Source organism: Desulfotruncus arcticus DSM 17038 (assembly GCF_900113335.1).
GTDB lineage: Bacteria > Bacillota > Desulfotomaculia > Desulfotomaculales > Desulfallaceae > Desulfotruncus > Desulfotruncus arcticus.
Genome location: NZ_FOOX01000028.1, coordinates 1 through 20,801 on the forward strand (window position 1 = coordinate 1; position 20,801 = coordinate 20,801).

20 protein-coding genes and 1 pseudogene are annotated in these 20,801 nt (G+C 50.5%); 2 read left to right on the forward strand and 19 right to left on the reverse strand.

The window, feature by feature from the left end:
- Positions 1-305: 305 nt before the first annotated feature.
- The 4 genes from BM056_RS24265 to BM056_RS24280 form a co-directional block, all read right to left on the reverse strand.
- A complete protein-coding gene (locus BM056_RS24265) occupies positions 306-1,238 on the reverse strand; it encodes a hypothetical protein (protein ID WP_131820842.1) in 933 nt (310 codons plus the stop codon).
- An 84-nt stretch (positions 1,239-1,322) separates the two neighbouring features.
- Positions 1,323-1,817, reverse strand: a complete 495-nt coding sequence (locus BM056_RS24270) for a three component ABC system middle component (protein ID WP_092475771.1) — start codon at positions 1,815-1,817, stop codon at positions 1,323-1,325.
- On the reverse strand, positions 1,810-3,021 hold the full coding sequence (locus tag BM056_RS24275) for an ABC-three component system protein (protein ID WP_092475775.1): 1,212 nt from the start codon (positions 3,019-3,021) through the stop codon (positions 1,810-1,812). The genes BM056_RS24270 and BM056_RS24275 overlap by 8 nt, the downstream gene beginning before the upstream one ends.
- 58 nt (positions 3,022-3,079) lie before the next feature.
- Complete coding sequence (locus tag BM056_RS24280) at positions 3,080-3,568, reverse strand: very short patch repair endonuclease (RefSeq protein ID WP_092475778.1); 489 nt, start codon at positions 3,566-3,568, stop codon at positions 3,080-3,082.
- Between the two features lie 306 nt (positions 3,569-3,874).
- Between BM056_RS24280 and BM056_RS27820 the strand changes: the two are divergent.
- Positions 3,875-5,148: pseudogene (locus BM056_RS27820) on the forward strand (IS110 family RNA-guided transposase).
- Between the two features lie 84 nt (positions 5,149-5,232).
- Here the strand turns inward: BM056_RS27820 and BM056_RS24290 are convergent.
- The 6 genes from BM056_RS24290 to BM056_RS24325 all read right to left on the reverse strand — a co-directional run bounded on the left by BM056_RS24290 (position 5,233) and on the right by BM056_RS24325 (position 15,453).
- Positions 5,233-5,886 carry an Eco29kI family restriction endonuclease gene (locus BM056_RS24290; RefSeq protein ID WP_092475781.1) on the reverse strand — a complete coding sequence of 218 codons (654 nt, stop codon included), beginning with the start codon at positions 5,884-5,886 and terminating at the stop codon, positions 5,233-5,235.
- Complete coding sequence (locus BM056_RS24295) at positions 5,849-7,081, reverse strand: DNA cytosine methyltransferase (RefSeq protein WP_092475784.1); 1,233 nt, start codon at positions 7,079-7,081, stop codon at positions 5,849-5,851. The genes BM056_RS24290 and BM056_RS24295 overlap by 38 nt, the downstream gene beginning before the upstream one ends.
- Before the next feature lie 3 nt (positions 7,082-7,084).
- Positions 7,085-7,291: a helix-turn-helix domain-containing protein gene (locus BM056_RS24300; RefSeq protein WP_092475786.1), complete on the reverse strand. Its 207-nt coding sequence runs from the start codon at positions 7,289-7,291 to the stop codon at positions 7,085-7,087.
- 454 nt (positions 7,292-7,745) lie between these two features.
- Positions 7,746-8,693: a DUF3991 and TOPRIM domain-containing protein gene (locus BM056_RS24305; RefSeq protein ID WP_092475789.1), complete on the reverse strand. Its 948-nt coding sequence runs from the start codon at positions 8,691-8,693 to the stop codon at positions 7,746-7,748.
- 11 nt (positions 8,694-8,704) lie between these two features.
- Positions 8,705-15,169, reverse strand: a complete 6,465-nt coding sequence (locus tag BM056_RS24310; RefSeq protein WP_114319321.1) for a helicase-like domain-containing protein — start codon at positions 15,167-15,169, stop codon at positions 8,705-8,707.
- A gap of 14 nt (positions 15,170-15,183) precedes the next feature.
- A complete protein-coding gene (locus BM056_RS24325; protein ID WP_092475797.1) occupies positions 15,184-15,453 on the reverse strand; it encodes a hypothetical protein in 270 nt (89 codons plus the stop codon).
- 128 nt (positions 15,454-15,581) lie between these two features.
- Here BM056_RS24325 and BM056_RS24330 point away from each other — a divergent pair, with 128 nt between their 5' ends.
- On the forward strand, positions 15,582-16,379 hold the full coding sequence (locus BM056_RS24330) for a MerR family transcriptional regulator (protein ID WP_165613700.1): 798 nt from the start codon (positions 15,582-15,584) through the stop codon (positions 16,377-16,379).
- Between the two features lie 75 nt (positions 16,380-16,454).
- On the opposite strand, the gene BM056_RS24335 is transcribed toward BM056_RS24330, so the two are convergent.
- The 9 genes from BM056_RS24335 to BM056_RS24370 all read right to left on the reverse strand — a co-directional run bounded on the left by BM056_RS24335 (position 16,455) and on the right by BM056_RS24370 (position 20,800).
- Positions 16,455-16,940, reverse strand: coding sequence for a hypothetical protein (locus tag BM056_RS24335; RefSeq protein WP_092475802.1), 486 nt, complete (start codon positions 16,938-16,940; stop codon positions 16,455-16,457).
- 10 nt (positions 16,941-16,950) lie between these two features.
- Positions 16,951-17,247: a hypothetical protein gene (locus BM056_RS24340; protein WP_092475806.1), complete on the reverse strand. Its 297-nt coding sequence runs from the start codon at positions 17,245-17,247 to the stop codon at positions 16,951-16,953.
- A gap of 14 nt (positions 17,248-17,261) precedes the next feature.
- Positions 17,262-17,759 carry a hypothetical protein gene (locus BM056_RS24345; RefSeq protein WP_238456654.1) on the reverse strand — a complete coding sequence of 166 codons (498 nt, stop codon included), beginning with the start codon at positions 17,757-17,759 and terminating at the stop codon, positions 17,262-17,264.
- A gap of 103 nt (positions 17,760-17,862) precedes the next feature.
- Positions 17,863-18,024 carry a hypothetical protein gene (locus tag BM056_RS26465; RefSeq protein ID WP_165613701.1) on the reverse strand — a complete coding sequence of 54 codons (162 nt, stop codon included), beginning with the start codon at positions 18,022-18,024 and terminating at the stop codon, positions 17,863-17,865.
- A 22-nt stretch (positions 18,025-18,046) separates the two neighbouring features.
- A complete protein-coding gene (locus BM056_RS24350) occupies positions 18,047-18,268 on the reverse strand; it encodes a prepilin peptidase (protein WP_220427542.1) in 222 nt (73 codons plus the stop codon).
- A gap of 66 nt (positions 18,269-18,334) precedes the next feature.
- Positions 18,335-18,652, reverse strand: coding sequence for an SAF domain-containing protein (locus tag BM056_RS24355; protein ID WP_165613702.1), 318 nt, complete (start codon positions 18,650-18,652; stop codon positions 18,335-18,337).
- 193 nt (positions 18,653-18,845) lie between these two features.
- Positions 18,846-19,028, reverse strand: a complete 183-nt coding sequence (locus BM056_RS24360; RefSeq protein WP_092475818.1) for a hypothetical protein — start codon at positions 19,026-19,028, stop codon at positions 18,846-18,848.
- Between the two features lie 64 nt (positions 19,029-19,092).
- Entirely contained in the window at positions 19,093-20,025 is a 933-nt protein-coding gene (locus BM056_RS24365; protein ID WP_238456655.1) for a ParB/RepB/Spo0J family partition protein, read from the reverse strand.
- Positions 19,976-20,800: a ParA family protein gene (locus BM056_RS24370; RefSeq protein WP_092475825.1), complete on the reverse strand. Its 825-nt coding sequence runs from the start codon at positions 20,798-20,800 to the stop codon at positions 19,976-19,978. Before BM056_RS24370 ends, BM056_RS24365 begins: the two co-directional genes overlap by 50 nt.
- Between the last annotated feature and the right edge of the window lies 1 nt (position 20,801).

Consider the following 20,801-nt stretch of genomic DNA (forward strand, 5'->3'; position numbering starts at 1 on the left):
AGGGCTTCTTAAATAATTAAAATATGGCGGTCTCCAGAGGGAAGGGGAATTTCTCTATAGTCACAATGCCACAACAAGTAGCCGCCGCTTGCGGTCGGAGCGAAGCGGAGATTCTTGACTTCATGTGCTAGGCTAAAAAACCCCGACCGCAGACAATTATTTTTTGGCGTATATCCGTCGGTCGGGTACCTTTAAATTAGCACATGGAGTCAAGGACGGCAGTGAAAGTTCTACAACCTTTTGGTGATTTGTCAAAAGATCAAGATATTCTATGAAAAATGAAGTAATACTTATGTTTTGTGTGTCTATTTAACGGGGGACGCCGCATCCAATCTATTCAACTGTATTTGTAAAGAGTGATCATATTGACCAACGGAGTTCGATAGTTGCTTCATTTCCGAATATCGTTTCTGAGATGCAAACAATTTTGAAGATACTTCTTGCTCTTCCTTGCGTAACATAGTAAGTTCTTCCGATACATCTTTCACATTGTTAGCGGATATAATGGACTCTTCTTCACCTTTCTGGGCAATTAACCGCAATTGGTAAATCTGTTGTTCAAAACTATCTTCGCCATTCCATGTATATGTAGTTAACCCCAATTCACGCGCGCGAGCAATCCATGAATGCACTTCTTGCTTCCAATTCTCCGCAACATCTTTAATGTTATTTAAGTCTCGTGTTAATTTATCTTTTTCCTTGCGCAAACGTTCTATCTCTTGCCTAGCGGCTAAAACGTGAGGGGTAACCGCTCCCAACGCATATGGAAAGATATTGATTAGCTTTTGCCGATGTTCACTCGTATCGGCTTTATAAAAAAGAACATCCGCATTGGCCACTATATTTTGCGGTTGAAAAATAAACGCCATAAAATCACGATAAGATGGGCGTGCTGAAAAATTGCTGGTCGTAGGGTCGAGATCAAGAAAGGACATTGAGAAAAGTTCATTTAGTATATTTTTAACCTGTGGTGTGGTCACGTTTGATTCGATATTCTCTGGAACTTTGACTATCATATCCCTGGAAAAATACATTTCGTTTGTGGAACTTCGTGATCCAGGTTCCTTACGACACAACAAAATCTGCTCATTATCCAGATCAAATAAGACACCAAACCATTCACAGGCATTTCTTATTATATCAACGGGAATTGTGCATTTATCCGCGCCTAGACAATAGTCAATAATAGGTATAATCGCGGACTTTCCTGTTCTCGATGAGCCCGTGATGATATTCACCTTATCGGGTTCAAACGGTATTTGTCTGTATGAAAATTCCTTCTTCTTGGGCCACAGAATAATTGAGTTTGTGAAAATTTCATATCAAAACCTCACTTTCAAGAGGGTGCTAATCTCATGTAATGTTAATTCTGAGCACCATACCCCAAGCTTTTCCGAGGCATCCAACAGATATTTCGCTGATTGTGTAATACCAGTTTTATTTGACTGTGTTAGTGGAAGCACTAATGCGGTCTTTGTATCAATAATAAATAGCTTGGCACTCATCCCAATACTTATTGATGACAACGTAAGCTGCTTATATTGCTCTGCCGCATTATGAATATAATAAAGCTGGTCATTTTTACGACCACTAAAAAGTTTTTCAGAAACTTTTGTGAATCCTGATTTCTTCTGTGTACTTTTAATTACCTCGCACAAATCCTGTCTAAAAATAATCGGTAGAACAAGGAATAGTAAAGGAAATGGCGCGGCCTTATTTTCCTGACTATAGTAACCACAAATAAAGCGCCAAAGTATAGCGGCCCCAATCGAAGGATTTTGAACAAGATATATTTCTCTATTTAATTTACTACTCATTTGTGTCACCACTTGCCTTTAGTAAATCCTTGTACATAGGATGCCAACCAATCAAAGGCGCATGAGATGGTTCATTCGCAAGCGCGTGGAGTGATCCCGCGCCAAAAAATTCCGGCGTATCATTTCCTTGCACTTTGGCAGTACGAACAGCGTCTTGACATATAAGGTACAATCTTTGTCCGCTTTGTATATTGGTAGGAGATGGCGTAAGAGACACGAGACGTGATTGGGTACTCCATATCCTAATCAAACCATCATGATAATCATCAAAACTTTGTGGAGCGACAATACCGCGTTCTGCCCACGCTGTTTTCTCGGCGCTTGTCCGGAGAAAATCGTTAGCTGCTTTGAATTTATCCGAAACATCCAGTTCGACAAATCCCAATTGCTTTATATAGATGTCTTGTCTATCCAGTTCTTTTTGAGTTTCATGTTCGCTGGGTCGTGTCGCTACAGAAGCGAGGATTCCATTTTGATTGTATCTCCTTATTTGTGACTGCAGCGCATCCCTAAAATCCTTACACTTAATATAAGCAGCCAAACCATGCTTTGTCTGCGCGTTAACTCGTTCATAAACCCAACCTAACATGTAGGTAAATAGTTCTTCAGCATACTCAGGCGGAATTGTCTGACTACAAAACTTTTTATAAAAACTGTCATCATAATTGGATGGGTGAGTCTCTATCTGCATGGCTTTGACTATTTGTGTTACAATGGCCAAATTTCCAGCATTAAAGAGAATATCTAAATATGAACTATATCCACTAGGAACCTGTGCTTTCAACTCGTTTTTGGTTCCCCAAAGCGTATCTTGGGCGGCTTTAAGAGCGGCTTTCGCATCTTCATCAGTATGTGCCGAGTGGAAAGTTTCAGGAATTACACCGGTAGTAACGTTCCTATTAGAAATGACTACAAATCGAAATGTTGTATTATACAGTGAGAGATCACCATTTTTTATATATTGAAACCAATTATATAGTGATTTCCAGAATACTTCAGATCGATCAGCAATAGGATTATTTCCCGATTGGACGCTTTTGATTTGCTCGACAACTACGCTATCTTCGGATTCAATCGCCACATCTTCTAATGCTTCGACGCTAACTACTTTCTCCAAGTCAAGAGATATTAGCTCACACATCATATGTCTTACTTGAAGTGTATATCCATGTAACTTATCTGGTACATGCGTGTTGCCCGCCATCTTTATCCCCCTCTCAGGCGCTGGGTGTTTTACATACTGAAATTCCTGATTTGCGTACTCAATTAATATCGTTTGTCTCTCCGCACTCAGGCTGACCTTGGCCCCTTTCCATTGTGGTGGCCACGTTTTGAGCGTAAATCTCACGGATTTTCGCCAAACATCCCGCCGTGTCCTTTATGATATCGCTTTCCCAAATTCGGATGACCGTCCATCCCATCTCGGCCAATTGCCAGTTGACTTCCTCGTCTCGTCGGATGTTGCGTCTAATTTTATCTGCCCAAAACTCGGAGTACCGCGATAGTTCCTCGTTCAGATCTTTGAGTCCACGCAGCGCCCAATTATGGCCATGCCAGTAATCTCCATCGCAAAATACCGCGATTTTCGCTTTCGTGAATACGATATCAGGTTTACCCGGTAAATTTTTATAATTCACCCTAAACCGTAAACCCTGATGCCAGAGCGCTTTCCGCAAAGCGAGTTCTGGGCGCGTGTCCTTTGACTTTACCGCCGACATGATTTTATGAGTGATTCGCGGGTCTCGTCCCATCTTAACCTCCATTTCGCCCGCCAGTGCGGGCGACACAAATAGTAATGAAAACGGGATGTGTTATCCACTGGATTAAGGTACAATCAGTCTGAGAAGAAGACACACTACAAAGCACGGTGAGGTGAGTAGTAGACTGATCTTCTTAGACTTAAAACAGTATCTTAACCAGTGTAAGAACTGCCGTTCAAGCACAAATAAGTGGTTCTCCGAGACCGTACGCTAATCATTGTTTTAACTCTTCGTTGAATGTGTGGCGGTTCAGTCACTGTCTTCTCCTCATCATTTTACTTGTGAGGAGGCAGTAACTTGAAAGTCGTTTATCCTATCTGCTGCGGTGTCGATGTCCATAAGAAATTTCTCGTCGCCACAATTATTACTTCTAAGGGAATTACGCCCAACTACCAGAAGAAACGGTTTTCCACCTTTAACAATTCCATCCTGCAATTTAAGCAATGGTTGCTTGACAATAATTGCTTTGATGTCTGCATGGAGTCTACCGGGAAATACTGGGTGCCAGTATTCAATTTGCTTGAGGATTCCATCAATGTCACCATTGCCAATCCCAAGTGGGTCAAGGCAGTAAAAGGCAACAAGGATGATACGAAAGATTCCAAATGGATCGGCGACCTGTTTCGTCTCGGCCTTGTTCCCGGTAGTTTTATCCCAAGCAAACACCGATCCGAATCCTGCGGGAGTATACCCGTTATCGCTTTAAGCTTGTTTCCTGCAAATCCAGCGAAAAGAATCGATTCCAAAATGTTTTTACCGTCTGCAATGTAGCCCTTGATGCTGTCGTTTCCGACATGTTTGGCAAATCTGCCGCTTCCATCACTGACTACCTTGTAAAATCAGATTCCTTTGTCCCCCAGCACTGTATCAGCCTGCTCAAAGGTTCTCTCAAAAAGAAGGCTGATGACGTAATCAAGTCTATTGAGGGATACCAAATGACCCCCGAGCAAAAATACCGTGCCACTATGATCCGCAAGCATTTGGAGTTTGTCGAAAACTCTATCAAGGAACTGGACGAAATGCTGAATGTGCTTGCCGCTCCTTATGAGAGCGCCATTCTGCTTCTTTGTACCATTCCCGGAGTTGACCGCACTTCTGCCATCACGATCATCTCCGAGATTGGCACCGATATGTCTCATTTCTCGTCTTCAAAGCGGCTCTGCTGCTGGGGGGGTCTGACGCCCGGCAACAATGAATCCGCAGGCAAGAAAAAGTCTGTTCGCATCACAAGAGCCGGTGTTTACCTCAAACCTGCCCTTGTGCAGGTTGCTCATGCTGCTGTCAAATCGAAAGACAACCCTTACTACAGAATCAAGCATGAGCGTATCGCCAAAAGAAGAGGAAAGAAACGAGCCATTATCGCTATCGCAAGGATGATTCTCACCGCCATTTACCACATGCTTTCTACTGGCGAGATTTTCAATCCATGTGACCTCTATCAAGTCGATATGCCGCAGGTACTCCGCGATAAGCAGAAAGAAAAGGCTTTGAAACAAGCTGCTAAACTTTTGATCGCACAGGGTATTATTCAAGCCTCGGACATTTCAGCAATATCCTTACGACCCGCCTAAAATTTCATTTTTACACCAAGGGATAAGTGCGCCCTTTTTTAGGTTTTCGACTTCAGCCAGGCAATCGAAATGTTTTCACGCTAATCACCTCTCTGGTGTCGGCTCATCCATGTGCGTGAAAAACTCATTTAAATATATACTTACTCGTTCCTCTAATTGCTCTTTAGTAAAGGCGCATGGCTGTAATCTCGTCGCCCACTCACGCCCGGGATGTAAGCAGTCCCACGGCGGCATTTTACCACTGTGGCGTCCCTTACCGGGATCATGATTGCCAAAGCCATCAAGGACGCGGTTCCACACGGGCTTAAACCGTTCAATCAACATTGATTCAGCCAGAGGTATCCAAATATCGTCCACTACGAGAAAGCGGCAGAAAAAGTCGCTACTCTCTAAGTTGCGCGCAGCGTTGATAGATTCCGCATGCTCAGCTAAACGCCGACACAAGGCTTGTCCATGCTCCACTTCCAGCCCAAGCCCGCCTTTTCTTGCGCCAGCAGGAACCGCCTTCCCCACATAGATAGGATAACGAAATCGCCCATCGCGGTTGACTTCGGATAATTGTCCGTAAGCGGAAAAAGAGCCTATGTAGTACAAAGCATACACACCCGCGCCAATAAACGGCGCGGGTGGAAGGGGCTGGACTATTGTTTCCAATAGCGCGTCCGCGACGCTCTCGCCAAGATTACGCTTATCTAACGGGTTAAAGGGTTTTATCATTGGAATGTCTTCTTTTGGCATCGCAATCATCCATCCTTTCCAGTTGTCTCGCCACCGACTCGCCAACAACGTTGGCGAGTCTCACTGGTACAGCGTTTCCTATCTGCCGCATGCTTTCCGTCCAAGAGCCATGGAACAGATAGTCATCTGGAAAAGTTTGTATCCTCGCGCTTTCGCGGACTGTGTAATACCGCAGGGAGCCATCATCAAGTGCCAACATATTCTCCCCACCAGGGACACCATGCGCGCCCGCCTTGATGGTTTTGGACGGCTCATCTAAAACACTACCGGAATGCCCCGCGTATGCCCGAGCGCCATCACGAAACTCATGATTCGCGTACCGTTCCGCTTTCTTGCTTCTGGGATCAGGCAGGTCGTTGATCGCGTCGCGCACGGTCAGCCACCTCATCCCACGCTCCCTTTGATCAAAGAACCTCAGTATATTATCGCGTTCCCTCTGACTGGCCGTCGAGCGCCGCGCTTTCGCGATACGGTGTTTCTCCCAATAAGAACCATCAATATACTTAGAATAGAGTAGCGCCTCTTTGGAGTGCGTTGGCTCCGGGAAAGACCAGTTTGCGTTTAAATCACTCCGGAACCCAACAATCACAACACGATGACGCGTTTGAGGCACCCCATAATCGGCGGCATTCAACAGACGGAAAACCACGTTATATTCAAGGCCAGCGTGTGTGCCGGACGTATGGTATTCTTCCAGCAAACGGAGATGATCCGTCCAATCCCTGTCCTCACTCGCTACGACTTCAGGGTGGGATAACTGGAGAAGAATATAGTTAAAGTATGAACTAAAAGATTTTCGGAGCAAACCCTTTACATTCTCAAAGATGAATCCCTGCGGGCGTAGTTCACGAACGGCTCTAACCGCCTCCGGAAACATATCGCGGTTATCGGTATGCGCTTTATGCTTTCCACCAAGGGAGAACGGCTGACACGGCGGTCCTCCCGTAATGAATTGGATATCTAATCCATAATCACTGTAACTCACTAAACGCACGTCGGTTTGCACGACGTTCCAGTCTTGAATACCGGGATAGCCAGCCATTATATTAGATTTGATGTTATCGCAGGAATCCTTATCCCACTCGAAAAGCGCCGCTGGCTCAAAACCCGCCTGGTGCAATCCAAGAGCGAGCCCGCCAGTGCCACTAAAAAGTTCTATAGAACGAATCAACCAATTCACCACCTTTCTTCGCATACATCATTCGTCATCGATAATTTCCATAATGTCCGCAATATCGCAATCGAGAGCCTTACATATCTTTAACAGTACATCCGTCGTAATATTCTCACCTTTACCTAATTTAGCGATGGAGGCTGTACTGATACCAGATACGCTCTTTAAATCTTGCTTATTCATTTTTTTGTCAATCAGTAACTTCCACAATTTGTTGTAGCTGATAGCCATCTATACACCTCGTTATTTTTTAAAAGCACAAACTTGCTTTGCACTTATTATATTATTCACAATCGCAAATGTCAATTAAATATTTGCAATCTCAAAAATATTATTTGCAATCTTATATGGCAAAAACTAAAATTTAAAAGCCCGATTTGCCACTATCGCACCTATATAGGCTTTTATCGGCTGTTTAGCCCTCTAATCCGTAGCGATTTACGTCTTATTTTTGAATATTGTAACTGATCTTTCAATAAATGAATTTAAGGGGCGATTTTGGCATAGAAAACGACGGTATGAACCTACATTCCAGAAAAATGTTCAGAACTCATACCGTTGTTCAAGTTGCTTCATTAAATATGTGTTATTGTGTTTGTCTGACCCTGTCTACACGATTTCATTTGTGATAGTTGACAGTTTTTCAGCAAAGGTGATAAGGAGCTATAAATAAAATCATTTGTCGTCATCGCTCTGGCTCGTGTCGTCCCCTCAACATCATTTTCAAATTGTCGTTCATGTCCTTCCCGCGTTTTGGTGGCTCATCGGAAACGGTGTAGGTGGAGGAAAGGAGGGCCTTGATGGTCTTTGCTGCCAGCCTTCCCGGTGCGTCGTTGTCCAGATGCAGGGCAATCTCGGTTATTTGCGGGTAATCCTTGAGGTATTGTATTAAAGCGGCGGGTAGGGTGCTTTCCCCGATGTTCTTTTTCGGCTTGTAAATACCCGCCAGGGAGAGGCAGTTTTTCCGCCGCCAATCCCTGCCGGCCAGCAGTTCCAACGTACCGTAGGACAAAAGGTCGATGGCGCTTTCAAACAGGTGCAGCTTGGTGGATTTTTCCCTTGCCGGAATGGAAAAGGAGAAGCGCTTGTCGCTGCCGCTTGCGTCCCCCATGAACCGGCTGCCGGATGTGCTCCGAAGCGCACCGTACCGGGGAACACCCTGCGGATCGAAGCCGACAAAGACCGTGTTGTGGCGGTAACGGCTTTCATACAGACGTCCGGTTTCAAGGCAGTAATCAATCAAGGCGCTGTGTATGCTGCGCCCAATGAGATAGATAATCACGCGGTCATTGTTTTTGTTTTTCTCCGGCAGCAGCAATCTTTTTGGTGCGGCGGATTCCCGCACCTTTGACGGAACAAACGGCATGGCGATCGCCTGCCCGTCAATCTGAATCACCGCCTCGGGGAGCGTTATGCCTCGAACTTTTATCAAGTAATCTAAGGCGGAGCGCCCTCCGATGCCTTGCGACCACCAGCACCATTTTCCATTAGAGATTTTTAAGCTGTCGTGGGTGCGCGTGGTAAAGACATTGCCAGAAAAGTGAACCAACTCCTGCGGTTCGTAATGCTGCAGATAAGTTAGCAGATCCATCTGTTTAGCGCGCTTGATTTGCTCCGGTGTGACGTAGGGCATGTTTTTTCACCTCACCTTTCATAGCCCACAGCTTTCTTTTCGGGAAAATCCATGTCCGCGTCCGGCTCGCCGTCCATCATCTGGTTTTCCGCCTTGTCCATATTCAGCAGAATGTTCAGTTCATGCAGCCGTGCGGATTTGCTTTGCAGCTCCTGCTCCTTTTCAAAGGGGATGTCAATTTCTTTCTTGGCCGTTTCCACCTGCTGGCGGAGAGTTTTTAGTTGTTCCCGGCAATGCTCCAGTTTTTTCGGCATTTCGGCCAGAGCGTTGTTAAGCCTGGTGATGTTGCCGTGCACGTCCGCGCCCAAGGCCACCGTATGGCTGAGGGCGCCCTGGAGCGTGATCTGATACTTCTTGTTGAAGCTGTCGAAAGAAAACAGCATCGGAAAACCAAAATAACTGCCCATTTCCTGCGGCTCCGGCGAGGTCATCAGATTGCAGGCTTCCAGGATGGCCGCGCCCGCCTTGGCCTTTTCGGGGTAGGAAATGCCTTTGACCGTCATGCCCGCGAATTTGCTTTCCTCGGCATCCCCTACGGCGGGTGGCAAGGCGCTGTGCCTTTCATACATGGCAATGTCCTTCTCATAGCCCGCAATGCGTTCCTCGGTGGATTTGATCTGCCGGGGGAAGTGTTTGAACAGCCGGTCCTCCAGTGCATATCGCTGGCTCAGGTGGTTGGCTTTCAGAAGCTTCAGCTTGGAAACCTGGATGTCTAAATCCATCTTTTCTTTGATGTGGGGGTTTCCGGTCGCCAGCGCCTTAACCTCGGCATAGCTTAAAGCCGTTTCGTCAATGTCCTCGGCAGAACGCACCGGGGATTTGGAAGTCATGATTTGCGAGATAAAGTGTTGCTTGTTCTCCAATATTTGATAGAGATAAGCGTCGAAGGTGTTTTCCGTCACATACCGGAAGATATGCACCTCGTCGTTTTGGTTGCCTTGGCGGACAATTCTGCCGCTGCGCTGCTCCAGGTCGCGGGGCCGCCAGGGACAGTCCAGGTCGTGCAGCGCGATCAGGCGGTCCTGGACATTGGTGCCCGCGCCCATTTTAAAGGTGCTTCCAACCAGGATGCGCACCTGTCCCGTACGCACCTTGGCAAACAGCTCCTTTTTTCGGGTTTCCGTGTTGGCGTCGTGGATGAACGCGATCTCGTCAGCAGGAACACCGCGGGCCGTGAGCTTTTGGCGCACGTCGTCGTAGACGTTGAAATTCCCGTCGTTCTTGGGGGTGGACAGATCGCAGAACACAAGCTGGGTCAGCTTTTTATCGCGGTGATCCTGCCAGAAACGGAAGATATTATCCACGCAGGCGTTCACCTTGCCGTCTTCATGGTCGGGCAGCAAGGGATTGGCCAACCGCTGGTCAAGGGCCAGCTTGCGTCCGTCGTTGGTGATTTTCAGCATGTTGTCTTCGTGTGGTTCCACCATCCGGTTGCGCACCCTTTCGGCGCGCTCCGCAAGCTCGGCCACCATGTCCCGCTGAAAATCGCTGGGCTTGACGGCCACGTTGTGATAATTGGCTTTGGGCACGGGGAGGTCCAGCATATCCGCCGTTTTGATGTCCGCCACCTCTTTGAACATGGACATCAATTCGGGGAGGTTGTAGAACCGGGCAAACCTTGTCTTGGCCCGGTAGCCCGTGCCCTCCGGCGCAAGCTCAATGGCGGTCACGGTTTCCCCGAAGGTGGAGGCCCAGCAGTCGAAATGCTGGAGGCCTTGTTTACGCAATACTTCGTATTGCAGATAACGCTGCATGGTGTACATCTCGGTCATGGAGTTGGAGATAGGCGTGCCCGTGGCAAAAACAATGCCGCGGCCTTCCGTCAGTTCGTCGAGGTAGCGGCACTTGGCAAACAGATCGCTGGATTTCTGGGCCTCGGTCTGAGCCAGGCCCGCCACGTTTCTCATCTTGGTGTAGAGGAACAGATTTTTGTAAAAATCCGCCTCGTCCACGAACAGCCGGTCAACGCCAAGTTCCTCAAAGGTGACAACATCATCCTTGCGGCTGGTGTCGTTAAGTTTTTTCAGCTTTAATTCCAGGTTTTTCTTGGTCTTTTCAAGCTGCTTGATGGCGTAGCGTTCGCCGCGCTCCGCCTTGAGTTCCCGGATGCCGTCGGTGATCTCCCATATTTGCTCCTGGACTTGGCGTTTTTGCCGCTCGGCGGAAATGGGGACTTTCTCGAATTGGCTATGCCCGATGATCACCGCGTCGTAGTCGCCGGTGGCGATGCGGGCGCAGAATTTCTTGCGGTTCTTGGTTTCAAAGTCCTTTTTGGTGGCCACCAGGATGTTGGCGCTGGGGTAAAGCTGCAAGAATTCCCCGGCCCATTGCTCCGTCAGGTGGTTGGGCACAACGAACATACTCTTGCTGCAAAGCCCCAAATGCTTGCCTTCCATCGCGGCGGCGGCCATTTCGTAGGTCTTACCCGCCCCCACGCAATGGGCCAGCAGGGTGTTGCCGCCGTAGAGGATATGGGCCACCGCGTCCACCTGATGCTGGCGCAGGGTGATCTCCGGGTTCATGCCGGTGAATTTGATGTGGCTGCCGTCGTATTCGCGGGGGCGGATGCTATTGAAGCGGTCGTTGTAGATTCTGGTCAGCCGTTCCCGGCGCTGGGGGTCTTTCCATACCCAATCCCGGAACGCTTCCTTGATCGCTTCCTGCTTCTGCTGCGCGATGGCGGTTTCTTTTTTGTTCAAAACCCTTTTTTCGATGTTATCCTCATAGATGGTGTCGAAAATGCGCACGTCACGCAGGTTGAGAGTATCCTCAATAATCTTGTAGGCATTGACGCGCTTGGTGCCGTAGGTGACGTTGGCCTTGATGTTATCGCTGCGGTCGTCGTTCTTGCCCTTGACGTTCCAGTTGGCGGTATAGCTTGAATAGAGAACGTCGATATACTGCTGGTACATGGGCGGCGTCTCCAGCAGTTCAAACAGGAAGTTTTTGACCACATCGGGAGGCAGCCAGGTCGCACCCAAACGCACGTCGATCTCGGAGGCGGACAGGTCTTGGGGCTGCACCGCTTCCAGCGTCTTGATGTTGGGGGCGATCCGCTCCGCAAGGTCGGGCTGCATTTCGGCAAGCCGCCTGGCTAGGCGGAGCTTATTCCGCACATTCCCCGAAAGATATTCATCGGCGGTAACGAAGGGGCAGCGGGTGATATCGAAAAAGGCTTTCGGCACTTGAGCCGGGTCTCGGTCTCCGAGGCTGCGGAAGATCACACCCTGCAGGTCGTCGGCAAGCTGTTCCTCGGAAAGCCCGGTCAGGCTGTGCATGAAACCTAAGTCCACGCAGGCTTTTTCCGCGATGGAGATGGCCAAGGCTTCGGCGGCGGTGTCCACATGGACCACGCTGGTACGCTGCCGGATGGTGCGCTTGCTGAACATGTCCGCCTTGCGCTCCATCTCGCCGTTTTCGTCCAGCACCTCCAAAGAGCAGAGCAGGCAGTAGGCGCTGTCGTCGGAAAAGGCCATGCTGTTGCCGCGGCTGTTGATCAGGCCGTATTTGGCGGTAAAGGCATCGTACAGCCGGTTCAGCTTGCGTTGCTGCATCCGGATGGTTTCGTCGCTGTAATCCTCGGTCTGGTACTCGATCAGTTTACGGACGCAGTCCCGCAGCTCGATCATGCCCCTGATGCGACCCTGGGCCGTGACGGAGGTTTCTATCCGGTTCATCCGGCTGTTCTCCCGGAAGTAGATTTCGCCGTCCACCAGGCAATGGCTGAAATTGCGGACGCTGGGATCCGCCGGGATGGAGGAGGTATCGGTGTCCTCGCTGATGTCGTCCGGCTCGTAGTCACTAATCTCGGCGTGGATGTTTTCCAGCGCCTCCCGGAGAAGCTCGGCAAGGTCGGCGTCCTCATGGGGGATACAGGTATATTCCTGCCGTCCGTATTGTGTATTTTCCTCTGTGAGCTGTCCCAAAATCATATCGGGATTTTGGACGAAATAGCTGTTGACAGTGAAACCTTCGGGGGTTTTGTCGAGATGTACCCAATCAGGCTGAATGTCTATCATACGGTCGCGCTTTTGCAAGAAGACGATGTCTGCGACGACCTCTGTGCCGGCGTTTTTCAAAAATGCGTTGTTCGGGAGCCTTACAGCACCTAAAAGCTCGGCCCGTTGCGCGATATATTTTCGCACTTCGGGATTTTGCTTATCCAGCGTACCGCTGCTAGTAATAAATGCCACTATGCCACCCGGACGCACCTTATCCAAGGTCTTGGCGAAGAAATAGTCATGGATGAGGAAATGATGCTTGTCATATTTTTTGTCTGCTACGCCATAGCTGCCGAAAGGCACGTTGCCCACGGCCAGGTCGAAAAAGCTGTCGGGCAGGCTGGTTTCCTCGAAGCCCTGCATCGCGATATTGGCCTGCTGATAAAGCTGCTTGGCGATCCGGCCCGTGACGCCGTCCAGCTCCACGCCGTAGAGCCTGAAGTTTTTCATGCTCTCGGGCACCAGGCCGAAGAAGTTGCCGCTGCCGCAGGCGGGCTCCAAAATGTTGCCGGTCTGAAAGCCCATGTTTTCCAAACAGGTATAGATGGCTTTAATCACGGCGGGCGACGTGTAGTGGGCATTGAGGGTGGAAGCCCGCGCGGAGTTGTATTCGTCCTCGTCCAGCAGCTCCTTCAACTCCGCGTATTCCTTTGCCCACTGGGGGTTCTCTTTGTCAAAGGCTTGCGGCAATCCGCCCCAGCCGACGTATTTTGCCAGGATCTCCTGTTCTTGCGGGGTGGCCAGCCGGTTTTCTTCCTCCAGTTGCTTGACCAGACGGATGGCCGCGATATTCCAGGCGTATTTTGTCTTTTGGCCGCCTACGCCCAGGTTGTCGTCGGTGATCCGGAAATTGACGCGGGGCTGCTTCGGCGGTTCCGGCGCAAGGTGCAGGCGGGCTTTGGCAGCCTCGCCGTCCTGTGTCTTCTGTTGTTCCAAAGCGCGGCGCACGAAGCCGACGCTCTCCCGACGAAAGATGGGGAAACCCACGCCATTTTGAAAGGTAATATCCCGCAGGCTGACTGTGCCGGTTTTCTCGTCGATGGTGTCAATGGCAAAGCGGTGGTCGGCGATGGACAATTCCAGGCCCGCGGCTATTTCTTTTTCGGCTGGTTGCTTTTCCGTTTTCCCGGCTTCGCCGTCCGACAGCTCTGAGTCAGATTCCACATCGGATTTTTTGCCCCCGCCCTGCTGCCAAACCGCGTCAATGGCTTCCTTGGGAATAGAGAAAGCGGAGGATTTTTCGTCCTCCGCCTGTTCTATGGCCTTTATTTGCTGTTCCTCGGTTGGCAGCAGGGTTAGCTGTAAATAAGCTCCGCCAGTATGCTTTCCTCGGCCTGGTGCTTGAGGCTGTTCATGTGCCCCGTCCAGGCCAGCGGATCGGTCGCCTTGTCCGGCGCGGGGTTCTTTGCCAGGAGCTGCGCCGTGATCCACTCGACGCGCTCCCGCGCCGTCCGGTCGATCTCCGCCAGGTGGCTGTTCAGGTCCCCGGACAGCATCAGGCTGGCGTACATCCCTTCCCGGTGGTTTTTCAGGTATGTTCTGCGCAACATCCCATATTTGCCGATGTGCGTTTGTTCCTCCGGCAGGGCCAGGTCGGGCAGCAGGTAATCGCCCTGCCGCGTGTAAGTCAGTTCCATGCTCACCGCTCCTTTCATCAGTTTGTTTTACGCCTTTATTGTGCGCCGGTCTTCGATCTTTGGCAAATGTGCGGCTTTGCTTTCGCTCCACTTTTTGCATGTCCTTGACCGTGGCCTCGATTTCCCGCAGGAGCATTTCCGCTATGTCACTGGTGGCCGCGCCCAGGCGGGAAACGGTATTCAACGTATTGAAGCTAATAACGCTCTGGAAATCCTCTAAAGCCAGATATTTGCCGGCGGGATAGCCGCAACGGGTTAAAAGCATGCAGGCCACGGAGATTTTGAGCGTATCCTTAAAAACAACCTTTATATTGAGGTCGTCCACATCTTCAAGAACACTATCCTCCCGGTAATCCATCAGCTCGGAAAGGTAATCGGAAAAATTATCGTCCACGGCGTTCTGCGCGGCGGAAATGAGCGCGGCGGGCAGATTGGTCTTATTGTCCAGTTCGCCAAAGGTGTTTTCCAGGGATTCCGTTACTACCTCGGCATATTTGTCCCGCATCTCCCACAACGGGACGGGACGGTTGTAGCGGCTGCTGGTGTCGCTTACGTCAAACACATGGCGGAGCCTTAAGCGGCTGCCGCTGTCGTCGATGAGGGCGATGCCCTTCGCGCCTTTGTTCACCCACCGTCCCAGCTTCCCGTTCCACACTTCAATGGGAGCGCAGGCCGTCGCGTCAGGTCGCTGGGCGTAAATCAAAAGCTGATCCTGAAACGAATATTTGTAGCTCCAGGCTGCGGTTTTCAGGAAGGAAATCCAGTTGGCATGGCTTCCGGTGAGGCTGCGGGCCGTCCTTTCGGAAAGCTCTGTAATCAGTTGCAGCTTGGTCGCCAATCCGTATCCCTCCTTTACTTCAATGTATATTGGTTGGACAGCCTGCCGCCGTCCTCGGAGTACCGGGGAACAATGCCGATCATGCCCAACCGCCGCCGCAAGCGGTTCAGATTGCGGCTGGTAGCCGAACGGAACAGGCCCACGCTTTTGCCAAGGCTTTTGATGGATATGACCACACTATGGTGGCGGCCTCCCGCCATATCCAGCAGGTAGCAGTAGAGAAGCTTTGCCGACGCGGGGGCGTGGAGGTCCGCGCACAGCCTGTAGCTGATCAGATCGTTCATCTTTTCCCTCCCTCATTGTCGGCGGATAGATAATTTTATAAAAATATGAAAGAGCGCTTGACTTTGCCCTAACTGGAAGCCGTATACTCCAATCAGAACATGTTCAAATGCCATCGGGTGGTGATTCTATGCTCACAATCGGAGAATTCTCCAGGATCAGCAGGGTGTCTACCAAGACGCTCCGCTACTACGATCAGATCGGGCTGCTCAAGCCCGGATTTGTCAGCAAGAACTCCGGCTACCGCTATTACGAGGTTTCTCAGCTTCGGGACATGCTGCTGATTTCGAGACTGAAGCGTTATCGGTTTTCTTTGCCTGAGATTTCCGCTGTTCTGGCCACAAGGGATAACGGCCGTCTGGCCGAACTCCTGCAAGCCAAAAAAGAGGAGTTTCTGCGGCAAATCGAGGATCAGCAGCACCTCCTGCTGCAAATGGAGCAGGACATTGAAAAAATAGAAAGGTGTGAGAATATCATGCAAGCGAATTATTTGGTGAAAACCGTGGAAATTCAGCCTAAAACCATTTATTCCCTGAGACGAGAGATGAGTGTCCGGGATTTTGCGGAAGCCTTTGGCGCGTTATGCGCCGGGTTGGAAAAGAACCGGCTGAAGCCTGCCGGGCCGTTCCTGTCCGTCTACCATGACGAGGAGTTCAATCATGACTGCACGGATATTGAGGTTGGGGTGGAGGTAGCGGTCGGCAGCGGCGAGCAGGTGCGGACGCTTGCTCCGGGGCTTTGCTGCTTTGCCACCCATATCGGCCCCTATGATGATTTCACTCCCTGCTATACGGCGCTGATGGAATGGATTGAAAGAGAGGGGTATACCGTTGCCGGGCCGCCCTTTGAGTTGTACATTAAAGGCTGCGATGACAACGTTCCACCCAGTGAATATGTAACCGAAATTTATTTTCCCATCAAAAAGTAATTGCGCGGGATAGAAGCAAAGGCAGGGGGAACCTGCGGAATCTCCCTGCCTTTGGCTTTACAAGGGTTATCCCACTTATCGCTCCGGCTCGCGCCTCTTCTTGGTGGTAGCAGGCTGCGTTGGTTTGCTCTGTGCTTGCTCACGCAGCCGTTCCTTTTCGTTTATATAGCAGTAGATGTAGAAGTTGTAATCTCCCCCCTGCGGAAAACAGCGGATAAAGTAGCGGTGTCTGCCGGTATCCACCCGAAAGCCGTAAACGTCGGGATGCCACGCGCCCGAAAGCCTGGCTTCTGGGTGTGCATGGCAAAATTCCGCCATGCTGCCGCGGTCCTTCAATAACCCCTGTTTCCGCAGGAAGTTGATAAGCACGTCAAACTCGTCCTTAAATGCCTGTGTTTTCAGGTCCCCCTGATGCTCCCACCAGGTGCTCCAAAACTCCTTGCCGCCATGCCCGAAGTCGCCGCGCAGATGGCCGACGCAGCCAAGCTCCTTGTCCTTTTCGGCGTTGGAGTAGAACAGGGCGGCTTCCTCCGGGGCGGCGGCATTGATTGCAAACGCCATTTTGCTCACCTCACCGTTCCGGCTCGCGCCGTCTTTTAATCTGCTGCTCCGGTTTTTCCCTGCTGTCCCTTTGGGGCTGGAGGGAGCGCAAATACTCGATTTCCTCCAGGGCGCGCTTGCATAAATCCTCCACGGCGGCCAGCCGGTCGCCCAGGTAGTGGCCCCAAAAGTAATCCTTTTCGCCCTTTCTGCATTTCCAGGTGACAAACTGCGTAGACGCTTTCTCGTTGTGCCCGATGACGAATTCCGCGTTGCCCACGGCCAGCCGGTCAGTAATGACATACCCGGCGTTAATCTCTTTTTCCATATCCCGAAAGCCTCCTAACGCTCCTGTACTTGTTTTTTGTGCTTGGCCTGTTGTTCCGCCAGTATCTGTTTTAACCGTTCCTTCGCCCAACCGGGCATATATTCGGGTTTCAGAACACCCAGGATGTCCTCCCGATTCCAGCGGGATTCCTTGCCGGAATAGAGATTGACGGTGTAAACCGCCCGGCCCCTGGCGTTGGCGTGAGCGCCAAAGCCGCCCACGGCCAGCACAAGCTGCCTGTCGGCGGTGCGGTATTCGGGACGCAGGCGCTCCACTCTGATGACCACCACCTTGTTTTCAATGCTTTTGCCGTAATCGTTTGGTGCGCAATGTTCCGGCGTGAAGGGCGAAAGCGGAACGGTAATTTTATCCCGTTCTGCTTTGACCGCTTCAAGCTGCGCCTGCACCCGGTCGGCAAACTCGGCCATCATTTCCAGATAGTCCGCGCTTCCCACGGCGTTAAAATACTGGTCGATGCCCAACGGATTATCCCAGGTGCAGTCGCACACCATGTACGGACAGTCGGTTTTTCCGTCGTCAACCGCGAAAAGGATTTCTCTATCGCCAATATGGATGGCGTGTGTTACCTCGTAGGTATCCACCATGCGTTTTTCTTCAGCCATTTTCCATGCTCACGCTCCTTGCGGGCAGCAAAAAAGGAACGCTTATCCGCCCCTTTTCCGCAGGTCCGTTATTTTTCTTTCGTTTGTGCAGGTAAACCGCGCCACCTACAATTACGAGGCAAAGCACGACGGCTAAAATCGTCTTCAACTCCACAAGAACACTCCCTTGTATTCAGTCAGCAGGTCAGTCCATATATAAAAAGAACACCGGCGCAGATAAAAAAGCCGATGCACAAAAATACAGCCAGCGGTATGCTTCTCTGCCGTGTAGCCACTACATAAATGCAAGCGAGAAGCAGGGCAAAAAAGAGAATGGCCGCCAGCGCGTTCAGGCCAAAACAAAAGCCCAGCGCCGCCGTCAGCTTGATGTCGCCGCCGCCTACGCCGCCGTATTTCACGGCAAGCCCCGCCGCGATGCTTGGAACGCTGATGGTAACAAGGCGCTGGTTGTTTTCGCAATGCGGTCAAGCAGCGCGTCGGCATAAGCCGCCGAGCTTTTGAGAGAAGAAATAGTCTCCCTTGGCAACAGCGGTCTGCGCCACCTTGCCGACAATCTGCGCTTTGTCGTTCAATACGCCCTCCGGCAGCCCGCAGCCGCCTACCTCCACGCTTGCAAGGTGGTACTCCGCAAGCTCCGCGCCGGCCGGGATATCCTGCGCCGCCCGCAGTACTATGACCGTTGCGCCTTTATCCTCGTAAAAGCGCGGCAGGAACAAAAAAACGCCCGCCGCCAGGATAAGGCAAAGGACGCTTAAAAAGATTCGGTTTTTTATTAATTCCAAATGAATACTTCCTCCTTCCGAAGATTTTAGTATAGAGGATGGCCTTACCTCCCGAAAAAGAAGGGAGGCCGCATGGTCTACTATCCTTTTTTTTTCGGCCGGTGGTTTTTGGGACAGTGGTGGGAAGGGGGATGACGAAGACGGCGCGGTCTGCGTTTTTCGTAATTAGACGAACCAGCCCCTTCGTGTAAAATCACTTTTTTAATGCATGGGATATTACGCACTTTGTTTTGCCGCATTTTCCTTGATACTCGTCAAAGTGCGGACAATGCTTGCAATCCCGTCTTTCCTCCGCTTTAACGGGTTTGCGGTCGTACCCCGGTTTTTCCCGCATTATACGTTCACATTCGCGCAGCCACCCTTCCGTAAAGTACATCTAAGCACCTCCTTCCAAAGGGCATAAAAAAATCGCCCTCCTTTAAGAGCAAAGCTGCCGTGGTTCAGCGTTCCTGTTCCCGCTGCCGCTTTTTGTACCAGCTTTCCAGGAGTTGAACGATTAAATCCTCTTTTTGCTTTTCCGTAAAGTTACTCGGAAAAAAGCGGTCGATGCGCTCACGCCGGATATTGAATTTTTCCTTTTGATTCGGCTTTTCCTCGGTGAGAATGGAAAAAATGACATCCATGTTCAGCCTGCCGTCCTGACTGAGCCTTTTCATCCGTTGCGCCTGGGCCAAGGACGGAGTGCAATCTTCTGACTGTATGGTTTCGTAAAGCTCCTGCTGTTCCTTTTCGGCCAAATAGGAGATTTCCACAGCGGGGCGAAAAGCAATTTGATTATCGTCAACCATTTGCAATATGGAAGGATTAAGCTCTGTAAGTCGGATATATCTTTGTATTTGTCTACCGCTTTCGCCAGTGTTTTCTCCTAATGCGTCTGCGCTTTCTAACTTCCCGACCACTGGTCGAGAAGTTAAATCCGTCCTTTGGCCCTGGTGCTTTATGGCTTCCAACTTCATTTTATATGCAAAAGCTTTCTCACTCGGCAGGATGCTTTCCCTTTGCAGATTGCTGTCAACCATAATAATTGTTGCGGCATCGTCATCCATTTCACGGACAATACAGGGCATGGTTTTCTTGCCCGCAAGCTCGCTTGCCTTTTTGCGCCGGTGTCCGGCCACCATTTCATAGCCGCCGTCCGCTTTTGGCCGGACAAGGCCGGGGACTAAAACACCGTATTGCTTTACACTGTCCGCCATTTCCAGCATGGCCTCATCCGCTTTCACATTAAAAGGGTGGTTGGGAAAATCACTGATTTCCGACAGAGGGATGTCTATAACCTTCTCGCGCTGCTGCTCGGCGCGGTTCTCCTCGGTGGTGAACAAGTCATCTACTGAGGTCAGCTTTATGCTGTTTCGCACGTCGTTTTTCGCCAATGTCTTGCACCTCCTTTGTAAAGGCTTCATAGGCTTTTGCCGCCAGACCGTGAGGATCGTGGGCATAGATGCTTTTCCCTTTGGCGCTGGTTTCAGCCGCACGGATGGATAGGGGGATTTCCGTTTGGAAAATGCGCAGCTTGTCGCCGTAGTCGCGGCGCAGGATAAACGAAATGTCCTTGGCAAAGTTGGTGCGGTTATCCACCATTGTCACCAGAACGCCGTCAATGGTCAGCTTCGGATTGATTTGCCGCCTTACCCTGGCTATGGTCTGTAAAAGCTGCGTCATTCCTTTGGCGGGCAGATAATGGGCCTGAACCGGAATAATTACGCTGTCCGCTGCGGCAAGAGCGTTGATGGTCATCATGCCCAGGGAGGGCATACAGTCGATCAGCACGTAATCATACCTGTCTCTGATGGTGTTGATGTAACTGCGCAGCACCGTTTCCCGGCTCATGGTGTTGACGAGTGATACCTCCATTGCGGACAATTCGATGTTCCCCGGCATGAGGTCAACGCCTTCCGCATGGTGGAGGATACCCTCATCAGGTTCATACGGTTCCTCCAAAATGCTTTTGGTTAAAACGGTCGCCAGTGAAACAGGTAGATTATCCGGCTCATGGAAGCCTAACGAATCCGTTAAATTGCCTTGCGCGTCCGCATCCACTAAAAGCACCTTTTTACCCTGCATCGCGAGGCCGATACCCAGATTGACCGTTGTGGTCGTTTTGCCCGTGCCGCCTTTCTGGTTGGCAAGGGCGGTTACTTTTGACACC

Coding starts and splice junctions, on each gene's coding strand:
- BM056_RS24270 (WP_092475771.1), bottom strand. CDS start 1,817: ATGAGTAGTAAATTAAATAGAGAAATATATCTTGTTCAAAATCCTTCG.
- BM056_RS24275 (WP_092475775.1), bottom strand. CDS start 3,021: ATGGCGGGCAACACGCATGTACCAGATAAGTTACATGGATATACACTT.
- BM056_RS24290 (WP_092475781.1), bottom strand. CDS start 5,886: ATGCCAAAAGAAGACATTCCAATGATAAAACCCTTTAACCCGTTAGAT.
- BM056_RS24325 (WP_092475797.1), bottom strand. CDS start 15,453: ATGAACGATCTGATCAGCTACAGGCTGTGCGCGGACCTCCACGCCCCC.
- BM056_RS24330 (WP_165613700.1), top strand. CDS start 15,582: ATGCTCACAATCGGAGAATTCTCCAGGATCAGCAGGGTGTCTACCAAG.
- BM056_RS24345 (WP_238456654.1), bottom strand. CDS start 17,759: ATGGTGTGCGACTGCACCTGGGATAATCCGTTGGGCATCGACCAGTAT.
- BM056_RS24335 (WP_092475802.1), bottom strand. CDS start 16,940: ATGGCGTTTGCAATCAATGCCGCCGCCCCGGAGGAAGCCGCCCTGTTC.
- BM056_RS24305 (WP_092475789.1), bottom strand. CDS start 8,693: ATGCCCTACGTCACACCGGAGCAAATCAAGCGCGCTAAACAGATGGAT.
- BM056_RS24295 (WP_092475784.1), bottom strand. CDS start 7,081: ATGCGAAGAAAGGTGGTGAATTGGTTGATTCGTTCTATAGAACTTTTT.
- BM056_RS24340 (WP_092475806.1), bottom strand. CDS start 17,247: ATGGAAAAAGAGATTAACGCCGGGTATGTCATTACTGACCGGCTGGCC.
- BM056_RS24360 (WP_092475818.1), bottom strand. CDS start 19,028: ATGTACTTTACGGAAGGGTGGCTGCGCGAATGTGAACGTATAATGCGG.
- BM056_RS24280 (WP_092475778.1), bottom strand. CDS start 3,568: ATGGGACGAGACCCGCGAATCACTCATAAAATCATGTCGGCGGTAAAG.
- BM056_RS24300 (WP_092475786.1), bottom strand. CDS start 7,291: ATGGCTATCAGCTACAACAAATTGTGGAAGTTACTGATTGACAAAAAA.